This window comes from Tepidamorphus gemmatus (genome assembly GCF_004346195.1).
Classification (GTDB): Bacteria; Pseudomonadota; Alphaproteobacteria; order Rhizobiales; family Tepidamorphaceae; genus Tepidamorphus; species Tepidamorphus gemmatus.
On the sequence record NZ_SMAK01000006.1, the window covers coordinates 207479 to 228223 of the forward strand.

Below are 20745 nucleotides of genomic sequence, written 5' to 3' on the forward strand. Positions count from 1 at the left end.
CAGGCGGTTTGAGCATGCTGGCGGCAAGGATCGGCAGTCCCGGCCCCGGGCCTTCGCGGAACCGCAGTTCCGCCTCAGGCCGGAACCGGGCCGGTAATTCGCCGCGGCACTCCCGCGCGAGCGGGACGGCTGTCGAGGACGCGTCGCATGGGGCGCCTTCTAGCAGGCATGGCGGGTTCGATAAAGCGCGGCGGCGCCTCACGGCTTCAGCGTCGTGCGTCCGGAAATCGCGCCGACCGTGCCGACGCGGCGTTCGCGCATCCACAGATAGAGGCCGGAGCCGATGATCACCGCCACGCCGACCCAGGTCCAGACACCGGGCACCTCGTCAAACACCAGATAGCCGATCGTCGCCGAGCCGACGATCTCCAGATAGCCGATCGGCGCCAGCACCGAGGCCGGTGCCCGCGTGCAGGCGAGAATGATCAGCAGGTGTCCGGCCGTCGAGATCAAGCCGACGATGGCAAGGAACAGCCATTGCCGGCCGTCCGGCATGGCCGGCGCGAACAGCGCCACGTCGAACCAGGCGGCGAGCGCCATCAGCAGCCCGAGGAACAGCGAGGCGGACAGGCCGGTGAAGAAGTGCATCGACATCGCCGGCGCGCTGCCGACCAGGCGACGGGTGACGATGAAATAGCCCGAGAACATGATGGCGCAGAGCACCGGCAACAGCGCCGCCGGCGAGAACTCCGCGCTGCCCGGGCGGATGACGATGAGCGCGCCGATGAGCCCGACGACAACCGCCACCCAGCGGCGCGGACCGACATGCTCGCCGAGCACGAGCGCCGAGATGGCGGTGACGATCAGCGGCCAGACGAAGACGGTGGCGAGCGCCGTCGCCAGCGGCATCCGGATGATCGCCGCCACGTAGGCGACGTTGGAGCCGCCGATCAGGATGCCGCGCAGGACATGCAGTCCGAGCGGCCGCGGCAGGACATGCGCGGCGCCGAGCCAGAAGACGACGACCGGCAGCGTGTAGAGAGCCTGGAAGGCGAATCGTCCCCAGGCGATCTGGAGCGGGTTGAGGCTTGCGCCGAGCTCCTTCGAGAAGGCATCCATCACCGGCAGCAGCATGGTCGCCGAGGCCATGATCAGCATGCCGGAGACGATGTCGCGTTCGCTGGCTGCCGCAGCCGTGGCCGAGCGCAATGCCATCGCTCAGCCGGAGACCCGGGCCGCCGCGGAAACCGCTACCTCGCCAGCGGCGGCGTCGGCTTCGGCCAGCATCCGCCGCGCGATACGGGCATCCTCGTGCATCCGCGCGATCAGGTCTTCGACGCTGGCGAAGCGGGCCTCCGGTCGGATGAAGCCGACGAACTCGACCTCGACCGTCTTCCCGTAGAGATCGGTCGCAACATCGAACAGGAAGGTCTCGAGCAGTGCCGCGCCGTTGTCGAACTGCGGCCGCCGGCCATAGCTCGCGACGCCGTCATGGGTGGCGCCGCCGACACGCATGCGGACCGCGTAGATGCCGTGCCGAAGGCCGCAGTCGGCCGGCAGGCGCATGTTCGCCGTCGGGAAGCCGAGCTCGCGGCCGCGCTTCTCGCCGTGCACGATCTCGCCGCGCACGAACCAGCGATAGCCCAGGATTGCCGCCGCCTCCTCGACCCGGCCCTCCGCCAGCGCCGCTCGCGCGGCGCTGGACGAGAACCCGGCCTCACCATCGCCGGCCTTCTCGACGACCACCACGTCGAACCCGCGCTTGCGGCCGAGCGCGACCAGCATCTGCGGCGAGCCCGCGCGGCCCTTGCCGAAGTGGAAGTCGAAGCCGACCACGACCACCGCCGCATCGAGCCGGGCGACCAGGATATCGTCGACGAACGCCTCCGGCGAGGTGGCGGCGAGCGCCGCGTCGAAGGTGATCTCCACCATCGCATCGAGACCGAGCGCCGCGATCAGCTCGGCCTTGGCATCGGCGGGCGTCAGGCGGAACAGCGGCTCGTCCGGGCGGAAGAAGCTGCGCGGATGCGGCTCGAACGTCACGGCCAGTGCTGGCGCACCGCGCGCGCGGGCGATTTGCAGCGCCTGGCCGAGAACGGCGCGGTGGCCGCGGTGGACGCCGTCGAAATTGCCGATCGCCACGACCCCGCGGCGCAGCCTTTCAGGAAACTCCTGGGCGTCGGTGATGTGGGCGAACTGGCTCTCGGTCATCTGCTGCCGATTTCGTCGCGGCGCCGGGTTCAGCCGGCGCGTGAGGGAACCAGCACCACCGCCTCGCCGTCAAGGACGGTCTTGGCATCGACGCTGCATTCACAATTGAGGCGCGCGCGCCGCTTCTGCGGGTCGAGTTCGGCGACCTCGACGCGGGCGACGACGACGTCGCCGATGCGCACCGGCGCGCGGAAATTGATGGTCTGCGAGACGTAGATGGCGCCGGGTCCGGGCAGCCGGGTGCCGAGCACCGCGGAGATCAGGCTTGCCGTATAGAGCCCATGCGCGATGCGCTCGCGAAACGGCGTGCGCGCGGCAAAGTGGTCGCTGAGATGGACCGGATTGTTGTCGCCCGACAGCTTGGCGAAGCCGACGACATCGTCGGCCATCACGGTCCGCATGAGTGTCTCGCTCATGCCGACGGACAGATCCTCGAAATGGTAGCCGAAGCCGGTCTGCGGTGGCCGCATGCACCTTCCCCTGTCAGACATCCGCGCCTGGCCGATTGCCTATCCGATGTCGCTCGACCCCGCCAGAGCGACGATCGGTTAACCACGCGGCCGACTCCGCCTCCGGTTTAACCGTCTCTTCAGCCGGCAAGGGTAGCGTGCCACAGCATCAATGGACGGGAAGACCTGCGGCGAATCCGGGGGATCGAACCCGCCTGACAGGTCAGGTCGAGAAGATTGGAGCGCTAGAATGGCGATCGATACGAGCATGCCGATCCTCGTCGTCGACGACTACAAGACGATGATCCGGATCATCCGGAACCTGCTCAAGCAGCTCGGCTTCAACGAGGTGGACGAGGCGACGGACGGCACCGAGGCGCTGCAGAAGCTGCGCGCAAAGAAATACGGTCTCATCATCTCCGACTGGAACATGGAGCCGATGACCGGCTACGAGCTGTTGCGGCACGTGCGCAGCGACGAGCGTCTGTGCCAGACGCCGTTCATCATGGTCACCGCCGAATCGAAGACCGAGAACGTGATCGCGGCCAAGAAGGCGGGCGTGAACAACTACATCGTCAAGCCGTTCAACGCGGCCACGCTGAAGAGCAAGATCGACGCGGTCTTTGGTCAGTAGGACCGATATCGGCCAGACGACGACGGGACTTGCGGTCCCGCCAATGCGCTGCCTGCCAACGGGGGAAAATCCGATGCCCAGGAAACCATCGCGCGCGAACCAGATCTCGCGCGTCCTGGAGGAAGTGCGTACGGGCGCCGATGGCGACCTCTCGTTCCGCGAGATCCTGTCGCTGGCGCAGGTGATGTCGCGCTCGCTGTCGAGCGTCTACCGGGCAATCGACAAGACGGTCTACAGGGAATTCACCGAGATCGCCTCCTACATCGAGACGATGAAGAACGACATTGCGGGCCTGCAGGCCAACGATCTCAAGCAGCTGCACCTTCCGACCGCCGGCCGCGAGCTCGACGCGGTGGTCACGGCGACCGAGGAGGCGACCAACACGATCATGGAATGCGCCGAGGCGATCATGAACGCCGACAGCAGCGATCCGGCCGCCTACCGGGATTTCGTCAACGAGCAGGTGCTGAAGATCTTCGAGGCCTGCTCCTTCCAGGACATCACCGGCCAGCGGATCAGCAAGGTCGTCGAGACGCTGAACATGATCGACGAGCGGGTCAGCCGGTTCGCGCAGAAGATGCGGATCGAGGACCTGGAGGGTCCGCTGACGGAAGAGGAAGCCAGCCGCGCCGAGCGCAAGAAGCGCCTGTTGCTGGACGGGCCGTCGGCCCCCGGCGAGGGCATCAACCAGGACGAGGTCGACTCGCTGTTCTCGTGAGGCGCCTCACCAGGCCAGCCTGGACATCACCGCGCGCGGCGCCAGACCGGCTGCGCGCAGAGAGGCGCCGAGCCGATCCATATCGGGCGCCTCACCGCCGCCATACTCGCCAGCGTGGATGCCGGAGGCGATGAACAGCGCATCGAGTCCCATCGCGGCGGCGCCGGCCAGATCGGTTCGCAGACTGTCGCCGATGGCAAGGATCCGGCGCCGGTCGACGGGCCGTCCCGCCGCCGTTTCCAGCATGGCGATCGAGCTCTCGTAGATCGGCGGATGCGGTTTGCCGGCCCATGTCACCCGTCCGCCGATCCGGCTGTAGGCCTCGCCGAGGGCGCCGGCGCAGTAGAGCAGGCGATCGCCGCGTTCGACGACGATGTCCGGATTGGCGCAGATCATCTCGATGTCGCGCGCGGCGAGCTCTGCGAGCAGCCCGGCATAATCCTCCGGTGTCTCGACCTCGTCGTCCAAGAGACCAGTGTTGACGAGGATGTCTGCCTGATCGGGTCCGACCAGCGCCACGTCGAGGCCGTCGAAGATCGCCCGGTCGCGGTCCGGCCCGAGATGGAACACCAGTCGCGCAGCATGCCTCACCAGAATGTCCCGGGTAAGGTCGCCGGAGGACAGGATGCCGTCATAGGCCTCGCGCGACACCCCCAGCGCATCGAGCATCGGTACCACCGACCGGCCGGGCCGCGGAGCATTGGTGATCAGCACCACGCGGCCGCCGTTCCGCCGGAACCGCACCAGCGCGTCGCAGGCCTCGGGCGTGGCACGGACTCCGTTGTGGACAACGCCCCAGATGTCGCACAGCACGCCATCATAGTCGCCGGCAATGTCGCCGAATCGTGCGAGAAGCAGCGGCCGCGCTGCCGCTCCGTCAGGGACAGCGATTCCGGTCATTCGATGGGGGCCGGACGCGGGGCGGGCCTGACGGTTGCGTCGCGGCGGACGGCGAGCGCCGCGGTCCCCGTCTGCGCCGACCTGACAGCCGCCTCGCGCGGCTCGCGCGCAGGACGCGCCTGTTCGGGCGCATCGGCGCGGATGACGTCCGACCTGATCGGGCGCGGCGGCGAGAACAGGCGCCCCTGGCCGTAGGCGGCATCGTAGTCGAGCAGGTCCACGACCTGCGCCTCCGATTCGACCCGGGTGACGATCAGCTGGATGCCATAGCGCTGCAACAGCCGGGCCAGATCGGCAGCATGGATGTTGGCGCCGGAAGCCGGCGGCGGGTTGATCAGGAGATCGGCGTCGACCTTGACGAAACTGACCTTGCGGTCGGCAAGCCGGGCGCAGTCGAGGTCGAGCCGCCGCACATTGTCCACCGACAGCCGGAAGCCGAGATCGACCAGGGCCTCCAGATTGGCCTGCTCGATCGGACCGAGCCCGTCGAACTCGGCCTGAGACAATTCGAAGATGACCGATTCGGCGAGACCGCGATTGTCGCCGATGAAGTCGACGAATTGCTGGAAGAACTCGGCATCGGCGAGCGTCTGCGCCGAGATGTTGCAGAAGATCCCGACATCCTTGCTCTTCAGCGCCATGCGCCGGATGATCCGGACGCAACGGAACAGCATGATGCTGTCGACCACCGGCATCACGCCGGCCTGTCTGGCAAGCGGAACGAAGTCGGCGCCGTCGGCCAGGCCGCCGGTTTCCAAACGCAGGCGACCCAGCGCCTCATAGAAGGCGATACGGCGCTGCGGAAGGGTGACGATGGGCTGCAGGAATACCTCGACGCCGTCCTGGTCCACCGCCTTTCGGACGAGCGCCATGGCATCGGTCTCGGACATGCCTGCGAACGGGCCGTCTGGCGCCACCAGGGGCGGCTCCGCTGCGACTCGCGCAGCCATCTCCGTCGCTGACTGCGGTGCCGCCTCGTGAACCGGGGCGCGGACGGGGGGCGCCGGCCGTTCCAGCGCGGCGACGGTATCGCCCAGGTCGCGAACCAGCGACTCGAGCACGACGACATCGGCCGACAGCCCCGTCAGGCGGACATCCACCGCCTCCTCGACACGCTGCTGGACGTCGGCCTCGAACGCACCGACCCGCTCGCGCAGGCGAATCACCTCGCGCTCGAGCGAGAGGGCGAGGCGTGCCATTTCCTGAAGCTCTGCCTCGACCGCGCTGCGCTCGCGCGCCCGTGCGGAGAAGAACTCGGCGAGCACCATGAGCAGCAGCGCGCCGAAGCCGAGCCAGCCAGCCTCGGCAATCGTCAGTCCGGCCCGCAGATAGAGCAGGCCGGCGAGCGACACCGAGATCAGTACCATGCAGGCGGCGACGAACCATGGCGAGGCGGAGGGAAGCACCGACCTCACCGCCGTCACCCCGCGAACGGGCCTCGAATCTGCTGCGGATGGAGTAGCCATGCGGGCGATACTAGGTGATTCTCGCAACCGAAAGGGAGTTTCGCATCAGCAGCCGGCCCGGCCGGTCGCCCGGAACTGGAGGGTGAGCCGACCTGCCTTCATGACGGTGATGGTACTCGAACGAACCGGAATCTCGCCGGGCGAGACCTGCTCGCCGTAGCTCGCCTCGACAGCGACCGTCACCGTCTGATCCGTCGAGACGAATACCTGGCGCGGATACTGCCCGAATTCCATGGGATCGCCATCGGCCTGACTGCGGTCGAACTCGACAAGCGCCCCGTCGATGACCATCGCTGCGGCCATGGTCCCGCCGCCTTCGGGTCCGGCGTCGATGAACACGGCACCATATTCGCCCTCGCGCGACAGCCACATGCCGCAGCCGGTCGGAAACGGCAGGGCATCCGGATCGAGGATGCCCACCGTCGGATGTTCGCCGGCCTGGCCGGTCGCGGCGGGCGCTGCCCCCACCGCAGGCGCCGGCGGCTCACCGCCGACGCGGGAGGTGTCCTTAACCGGCTGCGGGTCGGCTGGCGCCAGCACCTGAGGCATCTCGATCTCGAGCTCCTCGAGCGTCTCCGGCATCACCCAGAGATAGGCGACCGACGCCGCGAAGGCGACGGCCAGCAGCACCGTCAACGCGCGCCTCATCGACGGCGGCTCACGGCCTCGACCAGAGCCTGCATCAGTCGAGCCCGTCGAGGAGCTTGCCGAGCCTGTCGAACAGACTGCCGATCTCGGCCGTTCCGATGGTCAAGGGCGGCGACAGTGCAATGGTGTCGCCGGTGATGCGGATCATCACGTCATGGTCGTGGAAAGCCCGGTCCATCGCGTCGTAGGCGCGCGCACCGGGGGAGCCGGGACGGGGATCGAGGTCGATCGCCGCCACCAGTCCGATGGTGCGGATATCGGCAACGTTGCGCCGGCCCTTCAGGCTCATCGCAGCATCCGCCCATTCCCCCTCCATCGCCCTCGCCCGTTCGAACAGGCCCTCGTCGCGGTAGAGGTCGAGCGTTGCCAGCCCGGCGGCGACGGCGATCGGGTGGGCCGAATAGGTGTAGCCGTGGAACAGCTCGATGACGTGCTCGGGCCCGTTCATGAAGGCGTCATAGATATGCTTGCGGACGATGACGCCGCCCATCGGCACGGTGCCGCTGGTGACGCCCTTGGCAAAGGTGATCATGTCCGGCACGACGCCGTAACGCTCGGCCGCCGTACCGAAGCCGAGCCGGCCGAAGGCGGTGATCACCTCGTCGAAGACCAGAAGGATGTCGTGCTTGTCGCAGATTTCGCGCAGCCTCTTCAGATAGCCCTTCGGCGGCGGCAGCACGCCGGTCGAGCCGGCCATCGGCTCGACGATGACGGCGGCGATGGTCGAGGCGTCGTGCAGGGCGACGATCCGTTCGAGCTCGTCGGCAAGATGGCCGCCCCACTCCGGCTCGCCGCGGCTGAACGCCTGCTCGGCGCGATTGTAGGTATGGGGCAGATGATCGACACCGGTCAGCAGGCCGCCGAAGAACTTGCGGTTGTTGACGATGCCGCCGACCGAAATGCCGCCGAAGCCGACGCCGTGATAGCCGCGCTCGCGGCCGATCAGCCGAGTCTTGGAGCCCTTGCCCTTCACGTTCCAGTAGGCAAGCGCGATCTTGAGCGCCGAATCGACCGCTTCGGACCCCGAATTGGCGAAGAACACATGGTCGAGGTCGGCCGGGGCCATCATTGCCAGCCGGTTCGACAGCTTGAACGCCTTGGGGTGGGCGAACTGGAAGGAGGGAGCGTAGTCAAGCTCGGCCGCCTGCTTCTGGATCGCCTCGACGATCGGCTTGCGTGCATGGCCGGCGTTGCAGCACCACAGTCCGGCGGTCGCGTCCAGCACGGCGCGGCCATCCGGCGTGAAATAGTGGAGGTCCTTCGCCCGGGCGATCATCCGCGGGCGCTTCTTGAAGGCCCGGTTGGGCGTGAAGGGCAGCCAGAATGCCGCGAGATCGTTCGGCGACAGTTCGTCCACAGGATCGATCTGGTGCGCGACGGACATGATTGGTCTCCTTCTGGTGCTTGGTGTCCGGGCGGCCGGCGCGCGGATGCTAGCAGAGGCGGACAGCCGGCGGAACCACCCGGGGGAGCGGCGCGCGCAACCGTTTCTTTACCCTACCCGATCATGAATGTGGCCAGACGAAGGCATCCCGGACAGCGGGCAGAGAAGGGGGTTCGAGCTGGAATGGCGTCGGCCGATGTCGCTCATTGCAGTGCCAGGATACTCGTGGTCGACCGGGACGGGGCCTTCCGACGCTTCGTCCGCGCGCAGGCGAACGGCCATGCCGGCCTCGACGCCGAGGTCGTCGAGGCCGAGACTTGGCGGGATGTGCGGCGACACGACGCATCAGAGGCGCCGGATGCCATCCTGCTGGCGATCGATGCGGACGGATCGGGCCTGCCCGACATCGCCGAGGCAGCCGCTGTCGCTCCGGTGATCGCGGTCAGCGCGGCCGGTTCGCTCAACCTCGCCGTCGCCGCGATGCGGGGAGGCGCGAGCGACTTCCTCCTGAAGCCGGTCCGCTGGGACAATCTGCGCGATGCGATTGCCCGCGTCCGCCGCCGCAACGTGAAAGCCCGCGCGCGCAAGAGTGCAATCGCCCCCGATTTCGACCGCTTCATCGGCCGCTCGGCGGTGATGCGCGATGTCTTCGAGCTGATCAGCCGCATGGCGCCGTCGCGCGCGCCGGTGTTCATTACCGGGGAGAGCGGCACCGGCAAGGAGCTCACCGCAGAGGCGATCCATGCCCGATCTGGCCGGACCGGCGCCTTCGTCGCGATCAACTGTGCAGCGATCCCGCGCGATCTGATCGAAAGCGAAATCTTCGGCCATGTGCGTGGCGCCTTCACCGGAGCGCAGGACGACCGCGCCGGCGCGGCGGAACTGGCCCATGGCGGGACGCTGTTCCTCGACGAGATCTGCGAGATGGATCCCGGCCTGCAGACGAAGCTGCTACGCTTCATCCAGACCGGAACGATCCGTCGCATCGGCGATACGCGCACCCGCCACGTCGATGTCCGATTTGTCTGCGCCACGAACCGAGACCCGGCACGGGAGGTGGAGGCGGGCCGGTTCCGGGCCGATCTGTATTACCGGCTCAATGTCCTTCCGGTGACGCTGCCGCCGCTGCGCGAGCGCAGCGAGGATGTGCTGCCGCTCGCGGACGCCTTCCTGGCCATGTTCTCGGCCGAGGAAGGTCGGGCATTCACCGGCTACGAGCCAGCCGCACGGGCATTGCTGATGAGCTATGACTGGCCCGGCAATGTCCGCCAGCTCGAAAACGTGATTCGTCGTGTGGTCGTCATGAACGATGGCGAGAAAATCACGGCGGCAATGCTGGCCCTGGCACTCGCCACGCATGGTGGCCACCAGGCTCGGGCTGGCGCGCATTCCGCGGCCACTGCGGCTGCAACGGCTCATCGGCCGGCGACGATCGAGCCGCTGTGGGTCCAGGAGCGGCGCATCATCGAGGCGGCGCTCGAGGCCTTCCAGGGCAATGTCGGCCAGGCTGCGGCTGCACTCGGCATCAGCCCGTCGACGATCTACCGCAAGAAGCAGAGCTGGCCGACCGCCGGCGCGGCCGCCTGAGGCCGGGGGTGACTGCACCGGACCGCGCGCTGCGATGCTTGCCGCGGCGGGCGCCGATGCTCCAATATGACGAGCGGATGCGGCGCACGTGCGGCCGGTGCGCCCTGGGGGACAACTGAATGGCGGGTGTTGCGCGGAGCCTTGCTGCCGGACTGGCGGCATCATCACTGATGACGGCCGTACTGATGACGTCCGAGCTTCGCGCCGACAGTCTGTCGGACATCGCCGCGGCGGCCGAAGCGGCGGTTGCCGAGGGCCGGACCCTCGACGCGGTCGCGCTGGGCGATCGCTTCGCCGCAGCGGTATGGGATGCAAGCCCGCTGGCGGTGCGCAAGGCGGTTCTCGTCGACAGCGAACCAGCGGCCTTTGGCGCGGACACCCCGCGCTCCGACAATCTCTTCAGGATGGACGAGGAGATCCATCTCTATGTCGAGCCGGTCGCCTTCGGCTGGAAGCAGACGGCGCAGGGCTGGGAAACCGATTTCGTCGCAGACGTGCGCATCGCCGACACCAGCGGCCGGATCATCGCCGCGCACAAGTCGTTCGCCGAGTTCCGGATCGCATCGCCGCAGCCGACGCGCGAGGTGTTCCTCGCCATGACCTATGTGTTCGGAGGGCTCGGACCGGGCGACTACGTCGTCACGACCACGTTGCACGACCGTATCAAGGGCGATGCGGTCGCCTTCCCGACGTCGATCGGCATCCGCTGATACCACCGGCTGATCAGACCTCGCCCAGCATGATCGTGGCGCGGTCGGGATCGAAGGCGAGATGTCCGGCGATGACCGCGACGACCGGCTGGGGCTCGACATAGCTCCACGCAGCATCCGCCCCAAGTTCGCCGACCAGCGGTATCGAATAGTGGCTGGCCAGGCCCTTGTATGGGCAGCTGGTGGTCCGGCCCGACGCCTCCAGCAGATGCATCGCGACGTCCTCGCGCGGCAGATAATAGACCGGCACGCAACCGGCCTCGTCCAGCACCAGGGCTCGATCGGAACTGGCAACCGCCTCGCCGGCGAGGACGACGGTGACGCGGATACCGGCCGGCGCAATCGTGATCGGATGGTTGCGATCGGGGATATGCACGTTGCGTGGCCTCCCTGTCGTTCGAGACCCCCTGCCCGGTTGCGGCGACAGCCCGACAGCGCCAGAGGATCCAGAGGATACAGGCGCGCCGTGCGCCGCACAAATCCCGCAAGTGGCGGTTTCAGGGGCGTTGCCGCTCAAGCCGGCGCAGCGAGTCGCGGATCGGCGGCATCGCTGCCGCGAGCAGGGTCAGCAGGGCGTACGCGACCGCGATGGACAGCGGCAGGCCGGTACCGCCGAAACGCTCCATCGCCGCGCCGGCAGCGACCGGTCCGAGCATCGAGCCGATCCCCCACATGATGCCGAAGGCGGAATTGGCGGCAACCAGGCGGCTGCCAGTCAGGTACTGGCCGATCAGGGTGACGGCGATGGTGTAGACGCCGAAGCCGATCGCGCCCCAGAAGAACAGGAACACGTGGGTGAGCGGGTGCGACAGGCTGAACTGCGGCAGCAGCAGAGCGCCGGCGCAGGCGAGCGCCGACAGCAGCCCCAGCAGCAGCCGTCGGCTCATGCGGTCGGCGAGCCAGCCGATCGGAAACTGAAGGACGATGTTGCCGGCCACCAGCACGGCAAGCGACAGCGCCGCGCCCGAGCCGGTCAGCTCGCGCCCGACTCCGTACACCACCCAAAGCGCCAAGACCGCCCCATCGAAGAAGGAGAAGGTGGCGACCGCCATCAGCAGCACCGGGATTGCCGCCACGACGCGGGGATATTCGGAGAACGGCGCCTTCTCCGTCGGCGCCTGCGCCGCCTTCAGGCGCAGGACCGGCAGACCGAGCAGCAGGAACAGGACCGCTACCGTGCCGAAGCCGCGCAGACCTTCGTAGCCGATGAGCGGCACCAGCAGCGGGCCGATCGCGAACATCGCGGAGATCACCGTCGTGTAGATTCCGATGATGCGGCCGCGCACCGCATCGGGGGCGAGCACGTTGATCCAGACCTCGCAGGTGACGAACAGCACGTTGGCGCCGCACCCGAGCAGGAAGCGCAGCACGAACCAGGCCTCCAGCCGGTCAGTGACGCCAAGCAGCGCGATCGTCGCGGCGGTCGCAGTGAGCGAGACCGTGACCAGCCGCCAGGCACCGAACCGGTGTGTCATCGCCGGCAGCAGCAGCGCGCTGGCCAGCACGCCGAACCCCTGTACCGCCGCGAGCACGCCGATTACGGTCTCCGACAGCCCACGCGCCTGCATGGTCAGCGCGATGGCGGGATAGGCATAACCCATCGACAGCGCGAAGGCGCCGATCACCGCCAGCACCGCGGCGAGATCGAGATGGCGAAGCTCCGTGACCGGTGCGGATCGGGCGGGTTGCATGGCAGCTGGTTGTCGGCGATTCTGGCCGTGGTGTCGTGCGGACCCGCGATACGCCGGCACCGCCGATCGTGCAATCGGCAAGCATGGCTGCCGCTGCGGCCCGGATCGGCAGCCGGAGAGTCCGATGACACACCTTCCGCAATGCGGGCCGCAGAGGACGCGATGTGTTCATGATCATCGAAATCGTCAGCTTCCGCCTGCCGGAGGGAACGACTCAGGAGGATGTGCTCGCCGATGCCCGTGCGGTCGTGGCGCAGTGGCAGTCCGACCCGGATCTGATCCGCAAGCACTTCGCGCGCGCCGAGGACGGCTCGCATGCCGGCATCTATATCTGGCCGTCCCGCGAGGCGGCGCAGCGCGCGCATGATGCCGACTGGATCGCCCGATTCCAGGCGCGCACGGGCACCGTGCCGAGCTTCAGCTATTTCGACGTCTTCATGCTGATCGACAACGAGGCCGGCACGGTCCGCGAGTTCCCGATCGACTGATGATCGACTCCCCACGTCCGCAGGCGGCCGCGGGCACCCATGCGCCGCCGCCATAGGAGCGCATCGGCGGGCGTGCTATGGCCGTCCGACGATGTGAGGACATGCCCATGGCCGACGCGGCGGGACGCAGCGCCGTAGTGGAGACGTTCGCGCGCCCGGCGCTGGTCGTGGCGCTGTCCATCGCCGTGCTGTCGTCGATGGACGCGCTGATCAAGAGCTTCGGGCCGCAGGTCGCGATCCTGCAGCTGGTCTGGCTGCGCTATGCGGCCGGCGCGGCGTTCGGACTCGTCATCTATCTCGCCACCGGCCCGCACCGGATCACCCGGCGGTCGCTGACGGCGAACGGACTGCGGGCGCTGGTGATGCTGGTGGCGGCAGGCTCGTTCTTCTACGCCATCACCCGGATGCCGCTGGTCGAGGCGGTGACGCTGAGCTTCACCGCGCCGATCTTCATGGTGCTGATTGCCCGTCTCGTGCTCGGCGAGCCGATCACGCGACGCGCACTCCTGGCGGTCGCGATCGGCTTTGCCGGCGTCATCGTCGTGGTCTGGGGCGGCGGCAGCACCGACAGCGGCCTGACACCGGACGGTACGGCTGCGGCACTTCTCTCGGCGCTGGCCTATGCCTTCGGCATCATCCTGCTGCGCAAGCATTCCGCCCACGACGCGATTCCCGTTCTGGTGTTCCTCCAGGCGGCGCTGTCGGTCCTCGTCATGACGCCGGTCGGCATCGCCACCTGGACGCCGGTGCCGCTCGACGACTGGATGAAATATGTCGTCATCGGCTTCCTCGGGACGGTCGGTCACCTGCTGATGGCGTGGGGCTTCTCGCGGGCGCCGGCCGGCGAACTGGCACCGATCGAATACACCAATCTCCTGTGGGCGAGCCTGTTCGGGCTCGTCTTCTTCCACGAGACCCCGGCGCTGACGACCTATGCCGGGGCCGCGCTGATCGTAATCGCCTGCTTCACGGCGAGCCGGCGCAACCGCCTGCCGCGACGGCTGACCGATGCATCGCCATAGCCGGTTCGCAGCCAACCCGACCGTCGGCCGTCACATTCCGGCTTCTTGACAAGGCCCGAGCGGGTCCCTATCTCGTCCGCGACTGTTAGCACTCATCGCATGAGAGTGCTAACAGACCCCGGAGTTCCCTCTGAACCGATAAAGCCCCGCGATGGGCCTTCAACTGGAGGAGCCTAGTTCCATGCACTTCCGTCCCCTGCACGACCGCGTGCTCGTGAAGCGCCTCGATGAGGAAGAGAAGACCGCGGGCGGGATCATCATCCCGGACACCGCCAAGGAGAAGCCGAGCCAGGGCGAAGTCATCGCCGTGGGCCCCGGTGCCCGTGACGAAGACGGCAAGCGGATCGAGATGGACATCAAGGTCGGCGACCGCATCCTGTTCGGCAAGTGGTCGGGCACCGAGGTGAAGATCGATGGTCAGGAGTACCTGATCATGAAGGAATCCGACATCATGGGTGTGATCGACCAGAAGGAGACCAAGAAGAAGGCTGCGTGATCCTTTCGGATCGGCGCGGTTTTTCTTTTCTGGCCCCAAACGAAGGATAGAATTCCATGGCAGCAAAAGACGTGAAGTTTTCCGCCGATGCGCGCGAGCGGATGCTGCGCGGCGTCGACATCCTCGCCAATGCGGTAAAGGTCACCCTTGGCCCGAAGGGCCGCAACGTGGTGCTCGACAAGTCGTTCGGCGCTCCGCGGATCACCAAGGACGGCGTCACCGTCGCCAAGGAGATCGAGCTCGAGGACAAGTTCGAGAACATGGGCGCCCAGATGGTGCGCGAGGTGGCCTCGAAGACCAACGACGTCGCCGGTGACGGCACCACCACCGCGACCGTTCTGGCTCAGGCGATCGTGCGCGAGGGCGCCAAGTATGTTGCCGCCGGCATGAATCCGATGGATCTGAAGCGCGGCGTCGATCTGGCCGTCGCCGAGGCGGTGAAGGACCTGCAGAAGCGCTCGAAGAAGATCAAGTCGTCCGAGGAAGTCGCCCAGGTCGGCACCATCTCCTCGAACGGTGATCGCGAGATCGGCAACATGATTGCCGAGGCCATGCAGCGCGTCGGCAACGAGGGCGTCATCACGGTCGAGGAAGCCAAGTCGCTCGAGACCGAACTCGAGGTCGTCGAGGGCATGCAGTTCGATCGCGGCTACCTCTCGCCCTACTTCATCACCAACGCCGAGAAGATGGTCGCCGAGCTCGAGGAGCCCTACATCCTCCTGCACGAGAAGAAGCTCTCGAACCTGCAGTCGATGCTGCCGGTGCTCGAGGCGGTCGTGCAGTCGGGCCGTCCGCTGCTGATCATCGCCGAGGACGTCGAGGGCGAGGCGCTGGCCACCCTGGTGGTCAACAAGCTGCGCGGCGGCCTCAAGGTCGCGGCGGTCAAGGCGCCGGGCTTCGGTGATCGCCGCAAGGCCATGCTCGAGGACATCGCTACCCTGACCGGTGGCCAGGTGATCTCCGAGGATCTCGGCATCAAGCTCGAGAACGTCACCCTCGACATGCTCGGCAAGGCGAAGAAGGTCTCGATCACCAAGGAAGAGACCACCATCGTCGACGGCGCCGGCAAGAAGAAGGACATCGAGGGCCGCGTCGCCCAGATCAAGATGCAGATCGAGGAGACCACCTCCGACTATGATCGCGAGAAGCTGCAGGAGCGGCTGGCGAAGCTCGCCGGCGGCGTCGCGGTGATCCGCGTCGGAGGCGCCACCGAGGTCGAGGTGAAGGAGAAGAAGGACCGCGTCGACGATGCCCTCAACGCCACCCGTGCGGCGGTCGAGGAAGGCATCGTTCCCGGCGGCGGCACCGCGCTGCTGCGGGCCAAGAACGCTGTCGCCAAGCTGAAGTCGGACAACCCCGACGTTCAGGCCGGCATCAACATCATCCTCAAGGCGCTCGAGGCTCCGATCCGTCAGATCGCCGAGAATGCCGGCGTCGAGGGTTCGATCGTGGTCGGCAAGGTCAGCGAGAGCAAGTCGGACACCTTCGGCTTCAACGCCCAGACCGAGGAGTACGGCGATCTTGTCCAGCAGGGCATCATCGACCCGACCAAGGTCGTGCGCACCGCGCTGCAGGATGCCTCGTCGGTGGCCGGCCTGCTGATCACCACCGAGGCGATGGTGGCCGAGCTGCCGAAGAAGGAGCACGGTCACGCGATGCCGGGCGGCGGCGGCATGGGCGGCATGGACTTCTGAGAACGTCCGACCCGACGTCATGTTCGAGGCCCGGGAGCAATCCCGGGCCTCTTTCGTTTCGCTGACGGCAACTGCCGTCCGATGCCACCCGATCCCCTTGTCTTCCTGACCATGGGAGGCGCGCCCGGCAGCCGCTCCAGCCTCCTCGCCTGCATCCGGCCGGCATCATCGGTGGCACCCCGACGTTCGATGGGCTACGCAACTCCCGGCTGGCGGGAACCGATCCGGTCGTCGCCGTGTAGCCGCCGCCCGCTGCCACTTGCGCGCGATCGCCAACACTGGTTGTATGCCGTTGGGGCATGCTCGGCATGGGGATGGCTTGTGGCGTCGGCGAGGCCGCGTCGATGCATGAACGTTGCGGCCGGAGCGGTCGTCGCGGCGATGGTTCCGATCCAGGTCGATTCTGCCGACCCGGCTGCGCCGCTGCTGGCCAAACCTCCTCGCTGGCACCTGTTCTTCGGCTTCGACGGCGCTGAGGAATCGCTGTTCGGCCACGACGGACTGGTGTGGGCACCAGCCGGACACCTGCACGAGACGGGCTGGCGGCTCAGGGCAGGCAGCAGCGCCGGCGTTCACACCTACCGGTCGGCAGGCCGCCGATTCACGGGCGAGCTCTACACGCTCGAACTGCTTGGCGGATTTCAGTGGCTCACCCCCGTTTCCGGCTTCGCCGTCTATGCAGGGCCAGTCGTGCAGGACGCCAGCTCCGATCCGCGCGATCCGGACAGACCCCGGCAGGGAACCCGTTTCGGCGCCAAACTGAAGCTCGAAGGATGGTACCGGCCGGCGGACGGCGTCTATTTCAACCTGTCCGGTCAGTATGCCAGCGCGGCGCAAACCTATGCCATCCGCTTCGCGCCGACCTTGGAGATCGCCGCGCGCTGGGCACTGGAGCCGGAAGTCGCCGCCTTCGGCGAACCCGGCCATGACGCCCGGCGGGCCGGACTGATCGTCGAATTTCGTCTCTCCGAGCGCTGGCGACTGCGCGCCGGCGGCGGCTGGCGCACCGATTCCGACGAGGACGGCTCGTACGCCACCGTGGAGATGAAGATCTGGCGGTGATCCACCCGTCTTGCGACCATGCAGGATCACTCGGTTCGGGCGCGGCGACTGCCCGACGCGGCTCGCAGCCGCCCGATGACCCGATCGTAGAGGGGATTGTCGGCCAGAAACACGTAGTCGAGGACTGAGACGGTCACGGTTCGGGCGCCGCTGTCGCGCAACCGGTCGACAAGTCCATAGAGACGGTCGACCGACACATGCAGCACCAGCGGCGCGGACTTCTCAACCCCGAACGGCGCGACGCAGTCGAAGCGGCTGCGCAGCTCCTCGAACACCTTGCGTGCATCGCCTTCGACCGCCGCCCGCACCTCGCGCATGGTCCGTGCCCGTTCCTCGGCAGCAATCCGGTCGAGCAGCGTGCGCAGTGCGACCAGCGTGGAGTCGTGCCAGGCGGCGCCCAGCGCAGCGACGAGATTGGCCTGGCTCTCCAGGATCACGCCGTCGTCGAGCACCTTGAGGGCATTCGCCGCGAGCGTCGCGCCGGTCGTGGTGATGTCGACGATCAGGTCGGCGGTGCCGGAGGCGGGGGCACCCTCGGTGGCGCCGGCGCTCTCGACGATCAGGTAGTCGCCGACCGAATGCTCCGCAAAGAAGCGGCGGGTAAGATTGACGTACTTCGTCGCGACCCGCAGCCGACGGCCGTGGCGGGCGTGGAAGCCCTGCGCAACATCGTCGAGATCGGCCATGCTGCGCACGTCGATCCACATCTGCGGCACCGCGACGACGACGTTTGCCGCGCCGAAGCCGAGCGGCGTGACGAGTTCGACGCGACTGTCCGCATCGGCGATCATCTCGCGCACCAGATCCTCGCCGGTGATGCCGAGATGAACATTGCCGGCCGCCAGTTCACGGGTAATCTCGGACGCGGAAAGGAACAGCACCTCGACCCCGTCGATCCCGGCGATGGTGCCCCGGTAGTCGCGCGCGCCACGGCTGCGCACCAGATCGAGGCCGGCGCGGGCGAAGAAGCGATCGGCATTTTCCTGCAGCCGCCCCTTCGAGGGGACGGCGATCAGCAACGGTGCGCTCATGCCCGCCCTCCCCCGGTCAGGCGGTCGATCCAGATGGCGCAGCCGACGGCAGGCACCGGCTCCGGTGCTCCGAGCAGCGACAGCAGCCGGTCGTAGCGGCCGCCGCCGACGAGCTGACCGGCTGACCGGCGGGCCGGATCGAACACCTCGAAGACGAAGCCGGTATAGTAGTCGAGGCGCCGGCCGAAATCGGCTGCAAAGGTGATCGATTCGAGCGGCACGCCACGCTCGGCCATGGTCAGCAGGCGGCGGGCGAAGGCAACGAGATCCTGCTCGACATCCAACCCGGCGCTGTCGGCGATCTCGGTGAAGCGCTTGAGCGCCTCTTCCGGGCCACCCCGGACGGAGGCAACCTGGAGCAGCAGGTCGCGCGCGGCAGGCTCCAGACCGCCATCACTGGCGAGCTGCGCCTGCTCCATCAGACGCTCGGCGATCTCCGCGGCGCTGCGGCCGCCGATCGACGCGATCCCGGCGACCGCGACCATCTCCTCGACCGCGGCGCGGGCGGCCCCGGGATCCGCTTTCGCAAGCGCGGTCAGGAAGCCACGGTCGGCGGTCGCCGCCGGCGGACGGCCACGCAGCATCTCGGCCGGGCCGCCCGGACGCCCGAATGATCCGCGCAGCCGGCGCGGCCAAGGTTCGGGCAAACCGAGTGCAGCGACGAAGGCCATGAACAGGCCCGGATCACCGAGCCGGACCTCTGGCGCGGCGAGCCCGAAGCAGGCAAGGCTGCGCAGCGACAACGCGACGATGTCGGCGTCGGCTGCGTCCCTGTCCGCATCGCCGTAGAGTTCGATTCCCGCCTGGAGGAATTCGCCGGGCGCCTGCTGCTGGGGACGATGGCGGAAGACCGGCCCGAAATAGCAGTAGCCTGCCCGGCTGCCGGCCCGCGGACCGGCCAGATGGTCAAGACTGACCGGAATCGTGTAGTCGGGCCTGAGGCACAACTCGCGTCCGCCGGGATCCTGGACCAGATAGAGCCGGCGCCGGATATCCTCGCCCGACAAATCGAGGAAGATCGATGCCGGCTGCAGGATCGCCGGCTCGGCCCGCACCAGCCCCTGTTCGGCGAACAGTGCCAGCAGGCGCGCGACCGATGGCGCAAGGCCGTCCGCCCTCCGATCGCCTGCCGTGTCGATCCCCGTCATCCCGACCATCCGTCATTTCGACCGTCCGTCCCCGAGCCCGACCGCAGCAGGCGCGGCCTGTGCGGCGTGCGCCGCCCGTGCATAGCCGCGCCTGTTTAGCAGCCGACGCTGCAGGCTGCCATGCCGGAATGCCCGAAGCGCGCCGCCGGCTCGCCCGGCTCAGTAGGCCGCCTCGATCAGCGCGGTGACAGCGGCCCGGTCGAGCGGGCGCGGATTGGTCGGCCCCGAATGGTCGGCGAGCGCGCCATCGATCACCGGCGGGATCGCCTGGCGCGGAAGCCCCATCTGCGACAGCGATCGAGGCATGCCGATCTCGCGGTTGAGGCCATCGAACCAGGCGGCGAGATCGGTGCCTGCGGCCAGCCCCATCGCCGCGCGCATCGCCTCGTACTTGGCGCCCGCAGCCGCCTCGTTGAAGCGCAGCACGTGCGGCAGCAGCACCGCGTTCAGCGTGCCATGGTGGAGCGAGGGCTCCTCAAGCCCGCCGAGCGGATGGGAAATCGCGTGAATCGCGCCAAGCCCCTTCTGGAAGGTGAGGCCGCCATGCAGGGCAGCGATCATCATCTCGCGCCGCGCCTCCTTGTCCGAGCCGTCTGCGACGGCGCGGCGCAGATGGCGGACGGCGCGTCCCAGACCGTCGAGCGCGATGGCGTCGGCAGGCGGGTTGAACTTCGGCGACAGGAAGGTCTCGACACAGTGGCTGATCGCATCCATGCCGGTCGCGGCGGTGAGGCCGGGCGGCAGGCCATAGGTCAGCTCCGGATCGCACACCGCCCGCTTCGGGAACAGATGCGGCGAGATGAAGCCGAGCTTGCGGCCGTCATCGAGGGTGATCAGCGCAGCGCGCCCGACCTCCGAACCGGTGCCAGCCGTCGTCGGTATGGCGATCACCGGGGCGACGGCGGCGGTGATCCGCGGCACGCCGCCAAGGATCGCCGCGTAGGATTCGAAGGCACCGTCATGGGTTGCCATCAGCGCCACGGCCTTGGCGAGGTCGATCGGCGAGCCACCGCCGACCGCGACGATGCCGTCGGCTCCGCACGCCCGGTACAGCTCGAGCGCCTTGCGCGCCGCCCGCTCGGTCGGATTCGACGGCGTGTCGTCGAACACCCCCGCTATGCGGTCCTGCGACATCGCGTCCGTCACGCGCTCGACCAGGCCCGCACCGACGACGCCCTTGTCGGCCACGATCAGCGCGCGCCGGATTCCCAGCTGGTCGAGATCCTCGCCGATCTCGGCAACGCAGCCCTCGCCGAAGCGGATGGTGGTGAGATAGGTGATCAGTGAAGACATTCGGGCTCCGTCCGATGCTGTCGCCGGTCGCGCCGGCGTTCGTTCGAGGCGGCGGATAGTCGACGAGAGGGCGGGCATTGTCCACCTTCCCGGCAGCCGCGAATGCAGAACACCGTACGTGGCATGGAGAGCGTGCCTGGCGAAATCCTCCCGGACCGTCCTCGAGCGGTGCT

Annotated in this window: 21 protein-coding genes; 9 read left to right on the forward strand and 12 right to left on the reverse strand. The window is 67.9% G+C overall.

Features of this window, described 5'->3' with window-relative positions; translation table 11 throughout:
- Positions 1 to 198: 198 nt before the first annotated feature.
- Genes EDC22_RS11595 through EDC22_RS11605 form a run of 3 tightly spaced genes read right to left on the reverse strand, consistent with a single transcriptional unit; the run spans position 199 to position 2621 of the window.
- Positions 199 to 1155: a DMT family transporter gene (locus EDC22_RS11595; protein WP_132806818.1), complete on the reverse strand. Its 957-nt coding sequence runs from the start codon at positions 1153 to 1155 to the stop codon at positions 199 to 201.
- 3 nt (positions 1156 to 1158) lie between these two features.
- A complete protein-coding gene (locus EDC22_RS11600) occupies positions 1159 to 2151 on the reverse strand; it encodes a bifunctional riboflavin kinase/FAD synthetase (protein WP_132806819.1) in 993 nt (330 codons plus the stop codon).
- Between the two features lie 29 nt (positions 2152 to 2180).
- Entirely contained in the window at positions 2181 to 2621 is a 441-nt protein-coding gene (locus EDC22_RS11605; protein ID WP_132806820.1) for a MaoC family dehydratase, read from the reverse strand.
- 229 nt (positions 2622 to 2850) lie between these two features.
- On the opposite strand from EDC22_RS11605, the gene EDC22_RS11610 reads away from it, so the two are divergent.
- The gene (locus EDC22_RS11610; RefSeq protein ID WP_132806821.1) at positions 2851 to 3234 is read left to right on the forward strand and encodes a chemotaxis response regulator CheY; all 384 of its coding nucleotides are present in this window, start codon (positions 2851 to 2853) and stop codon (positions 3232 to 3234) included.
- Positions 3235 to 3307: 73 nt separating this feature from the next.
- On the forward strand, positions 3308 to 3952 hold the full coding sequence (locus tag EDC22_RS11615) for a chemotaxis protein (RefSeq protein ID WP_132806822.1): 645 nt from the start codon (positions 3308 to 3310) through the stop codon (positions 3950 to 3952).
- Positions 3953 to 3958: 6 nt separating this feature from the next.
- Here the strand turns inward: EDC22_RS11615 and EDC22_RS11620 are convergent, their stop codons facing one another.
- From EDC22_RS11620 to aptA, 4 genes are all read right to left on the reverse strand, one after another.
- Entirely contained in the window at positions 3959 to 4852 is an 894-nt protein-coding gene (locus EDC22_RS11620) for a TIGR01459 family HAD-type hydrolase (RefSeq protein WP_132806823.1), read from the reverse strand.
- On the reverse strand, positions 4849 to 6267 hold the full coding sequence (locus EDC22_RS11625; protein WP_165926880.1) for an EAL domain-containing protein: 1419 nt from the start codon (positions 6265 to 6267) through the stop codon (positions 4849 to 4851). The genes EDC22_RS11620 and EDC22_RS11625 overlap by 4 nt, the downstream gene beginning before the upstream one ends.
- 96 nt (positions 6268 to 6363) lie before the next feature.
- The gene (locus EDC22_RS11630) at positions 6364 to 6966 is read right to left on the reverse strand and encodes a hypothetical protein (RefSeq protein WP_132806825.1); all 603 of its coding nucleotides are present in this window, start codon (positions 6964 to 6966) and stop codon (positions 6364 to 6366) included.
- A 34-nt stretch (positions 6967 to 7000) separates the two neighbouring features.
- Complete coding sequence (gene aptA, locus EDC22_RS11635) at positions 7001 to 8350, reverse strand: omega-aminotransferase AptA (RefSeq protein ID WP_132806826.1); 1350 nt, start codon at positions 8348 to 8350, stop codon at positions 7001 to 7003.
- 225 nt (positions 8351 to 8575) lie between these two features.
- On the opposite strand from aptA, the gene EDC22_RS11640 reads away from it, so the two are divergent.
- Entirely contained in the window at positions 8576 to 9937 is a 1362-nt protein-coding gene (locus EDC22_RS11640; protein ID WP_207903762.1) for a sigma-54-dependent transcriptional regulator, read from the forward strand.
- A gap of 170 nt (positions 9938 to 10107) precedes the next feature.
- A complete protein-coding gene (locus tag EDC22_RS11645; RefSeq protein ID WP_132806828.1) occupies positions 10108 to 10647 on the forward strand; it encodes a hypothetical protein in 540 nt (179 codons plus the stop codon).
- A 13-nt stretch (positions 10648 to 10660) separates the two neighbouring features.
- On the opposite strand, the gene EDC22_RS11650 is transcribed toward EDC22_RS11645, so the two are convergent.
- Positions 10661 to 11023: a DUF427 domain-containing protein gene (locus EDC22_RS11650; RefSeq protein ID WP_132806829.1), complete on the reverse strand. Its 363-nt coding sequence runs from the start codon at positions 11021 to 11023 to the stop codon at positions 10661 to 10663.
- Positions 11024 to 11144: 121 nt separating this feature from the next.
- Positions 11145 to 12338: an MFS transporter gene (locus tag EDC22_RS11655; RefSeq protein WP_132806830.1), complete on the reverse strand. Its 1194-nt coding sequence runs from the start codon at positions 12336 to 12338 to the stop codon at positions 11145 to 11147.
- A gap of 170 nt (positions 12339 to 12508) precedes the next feature.
- Here EDC22_RS11655 and EDC22_RS11660 point away from each other — a divergent pair, with 170 nt between their 5' ends.
- The 5 genes from EDC22_RS11660 (at position 12509) to bcsS (ending at position 17100) form a co-directional block, all read left to right on the forward strand.
- The gene (locus EDC22_RS11660) at positions 12509 to 12826 is read left to right on the forward strand and encodes a hypothetical protein (protein WP_132806831.1); all 318 of its coding nucleotides are present in this window, start codon (positions 12509 to 12511) and stop codon (positions 12824 to 12826) included.
- Positions 12827 to 12933: 107 nt separating this feature from the next.
- Positions 12934 to 13848, forward strand: coding sequence for a DMT family transporter (locus EDC22_RS11665; protein ID WP_165926881.1), 915 nt, complete (start codon positions 12934 to 12936; stop codon positions 13846 to 13848).
- A 181-nt stretch (positions 13849 to 14029) separates the two neighbouring features.
- A complete protein-coding gene (gene groES / locus EDC22_RS11670) occupies positions 14030 to 14344 on the forward strand; it encodes a co-chaperone GroES (RefSeq protein WP_132806833.1) in 315 nt (104 codons plus the stop codon).
- Between the two features lie 56 nt (positions 14345 to 14400).
- Complete coding sequence (groL, locus tag EDC22_RS11675) at positions 14401 to 16038, forward strand: chaperonin GroEL (RefSeq protein WP_132806834.1); 1638 nt, start codon at positions 14401 to 14403, stop codon at positions 16036 to 16038.
- A 348-nt stretch (positions 16039 to 16386) separates the two neighbouring features.
- Positions 16387 to 17100, forward strand: a complete 714-nt coding sequence (bcsS, locus tag EDC22_RS11680) for a cellulose biosynthesis protein BcsS (protein ID WP_165926882.1) — start codon at positions 16387 to 16389, stop codon at positions 17098 to 17100.
- A gap of 26 nt (positions 17101 to 17126) precedes the next feature.
- Here bcsS and hisG read toward each other — a convergent pair whose 3' ends face one another.
- The 3 genes from hisG to EDC22_RS11695 all read right to left on the reverse strand — a co-directional run bounded on the left by hisG (position 17127) and on the right by EDC22_RS11695 (position 20572).
- The gene (gene hisG, locus EDC22_RS11685) at positions 17127 to 18131 is read right to left on the reverse strand and encodes an ATP phosphoribosyltransferase (RefSeq protein WP_132806836.1); all 1005 of its coding nucleotides are present in this window, start codon (positions 18129 to 18131) and stop codon (positions 17127 to 17129) included.
- Entirely contained in the window at positions 18128 to 19279 is a 1152-nt protein-coding gene (locus EDC22_RS11690) for an ATP phosphoribosyltransferase regulatory subunit (protein ID WP_132806837.1), read from the reverse strand. Before EDC22_RS11690 ends, hisG begins: the two co-directional genes overlap by 4 nt.
- Before the next feature lie 159 nt (positions 19280 to 19438).
- A complete protein-coding gene (locus EDC22_RS11695; protein WP_132806838.1) occupies positions 19439 to 20572 on the reverse strand; it encodes an iron-containing alcohol dehydrogenase in 1134 nt (377 codons plus the stop codon).
- Between the last annotated feature and the right edge of the window lie 173 nt (positions 20573 to 20745).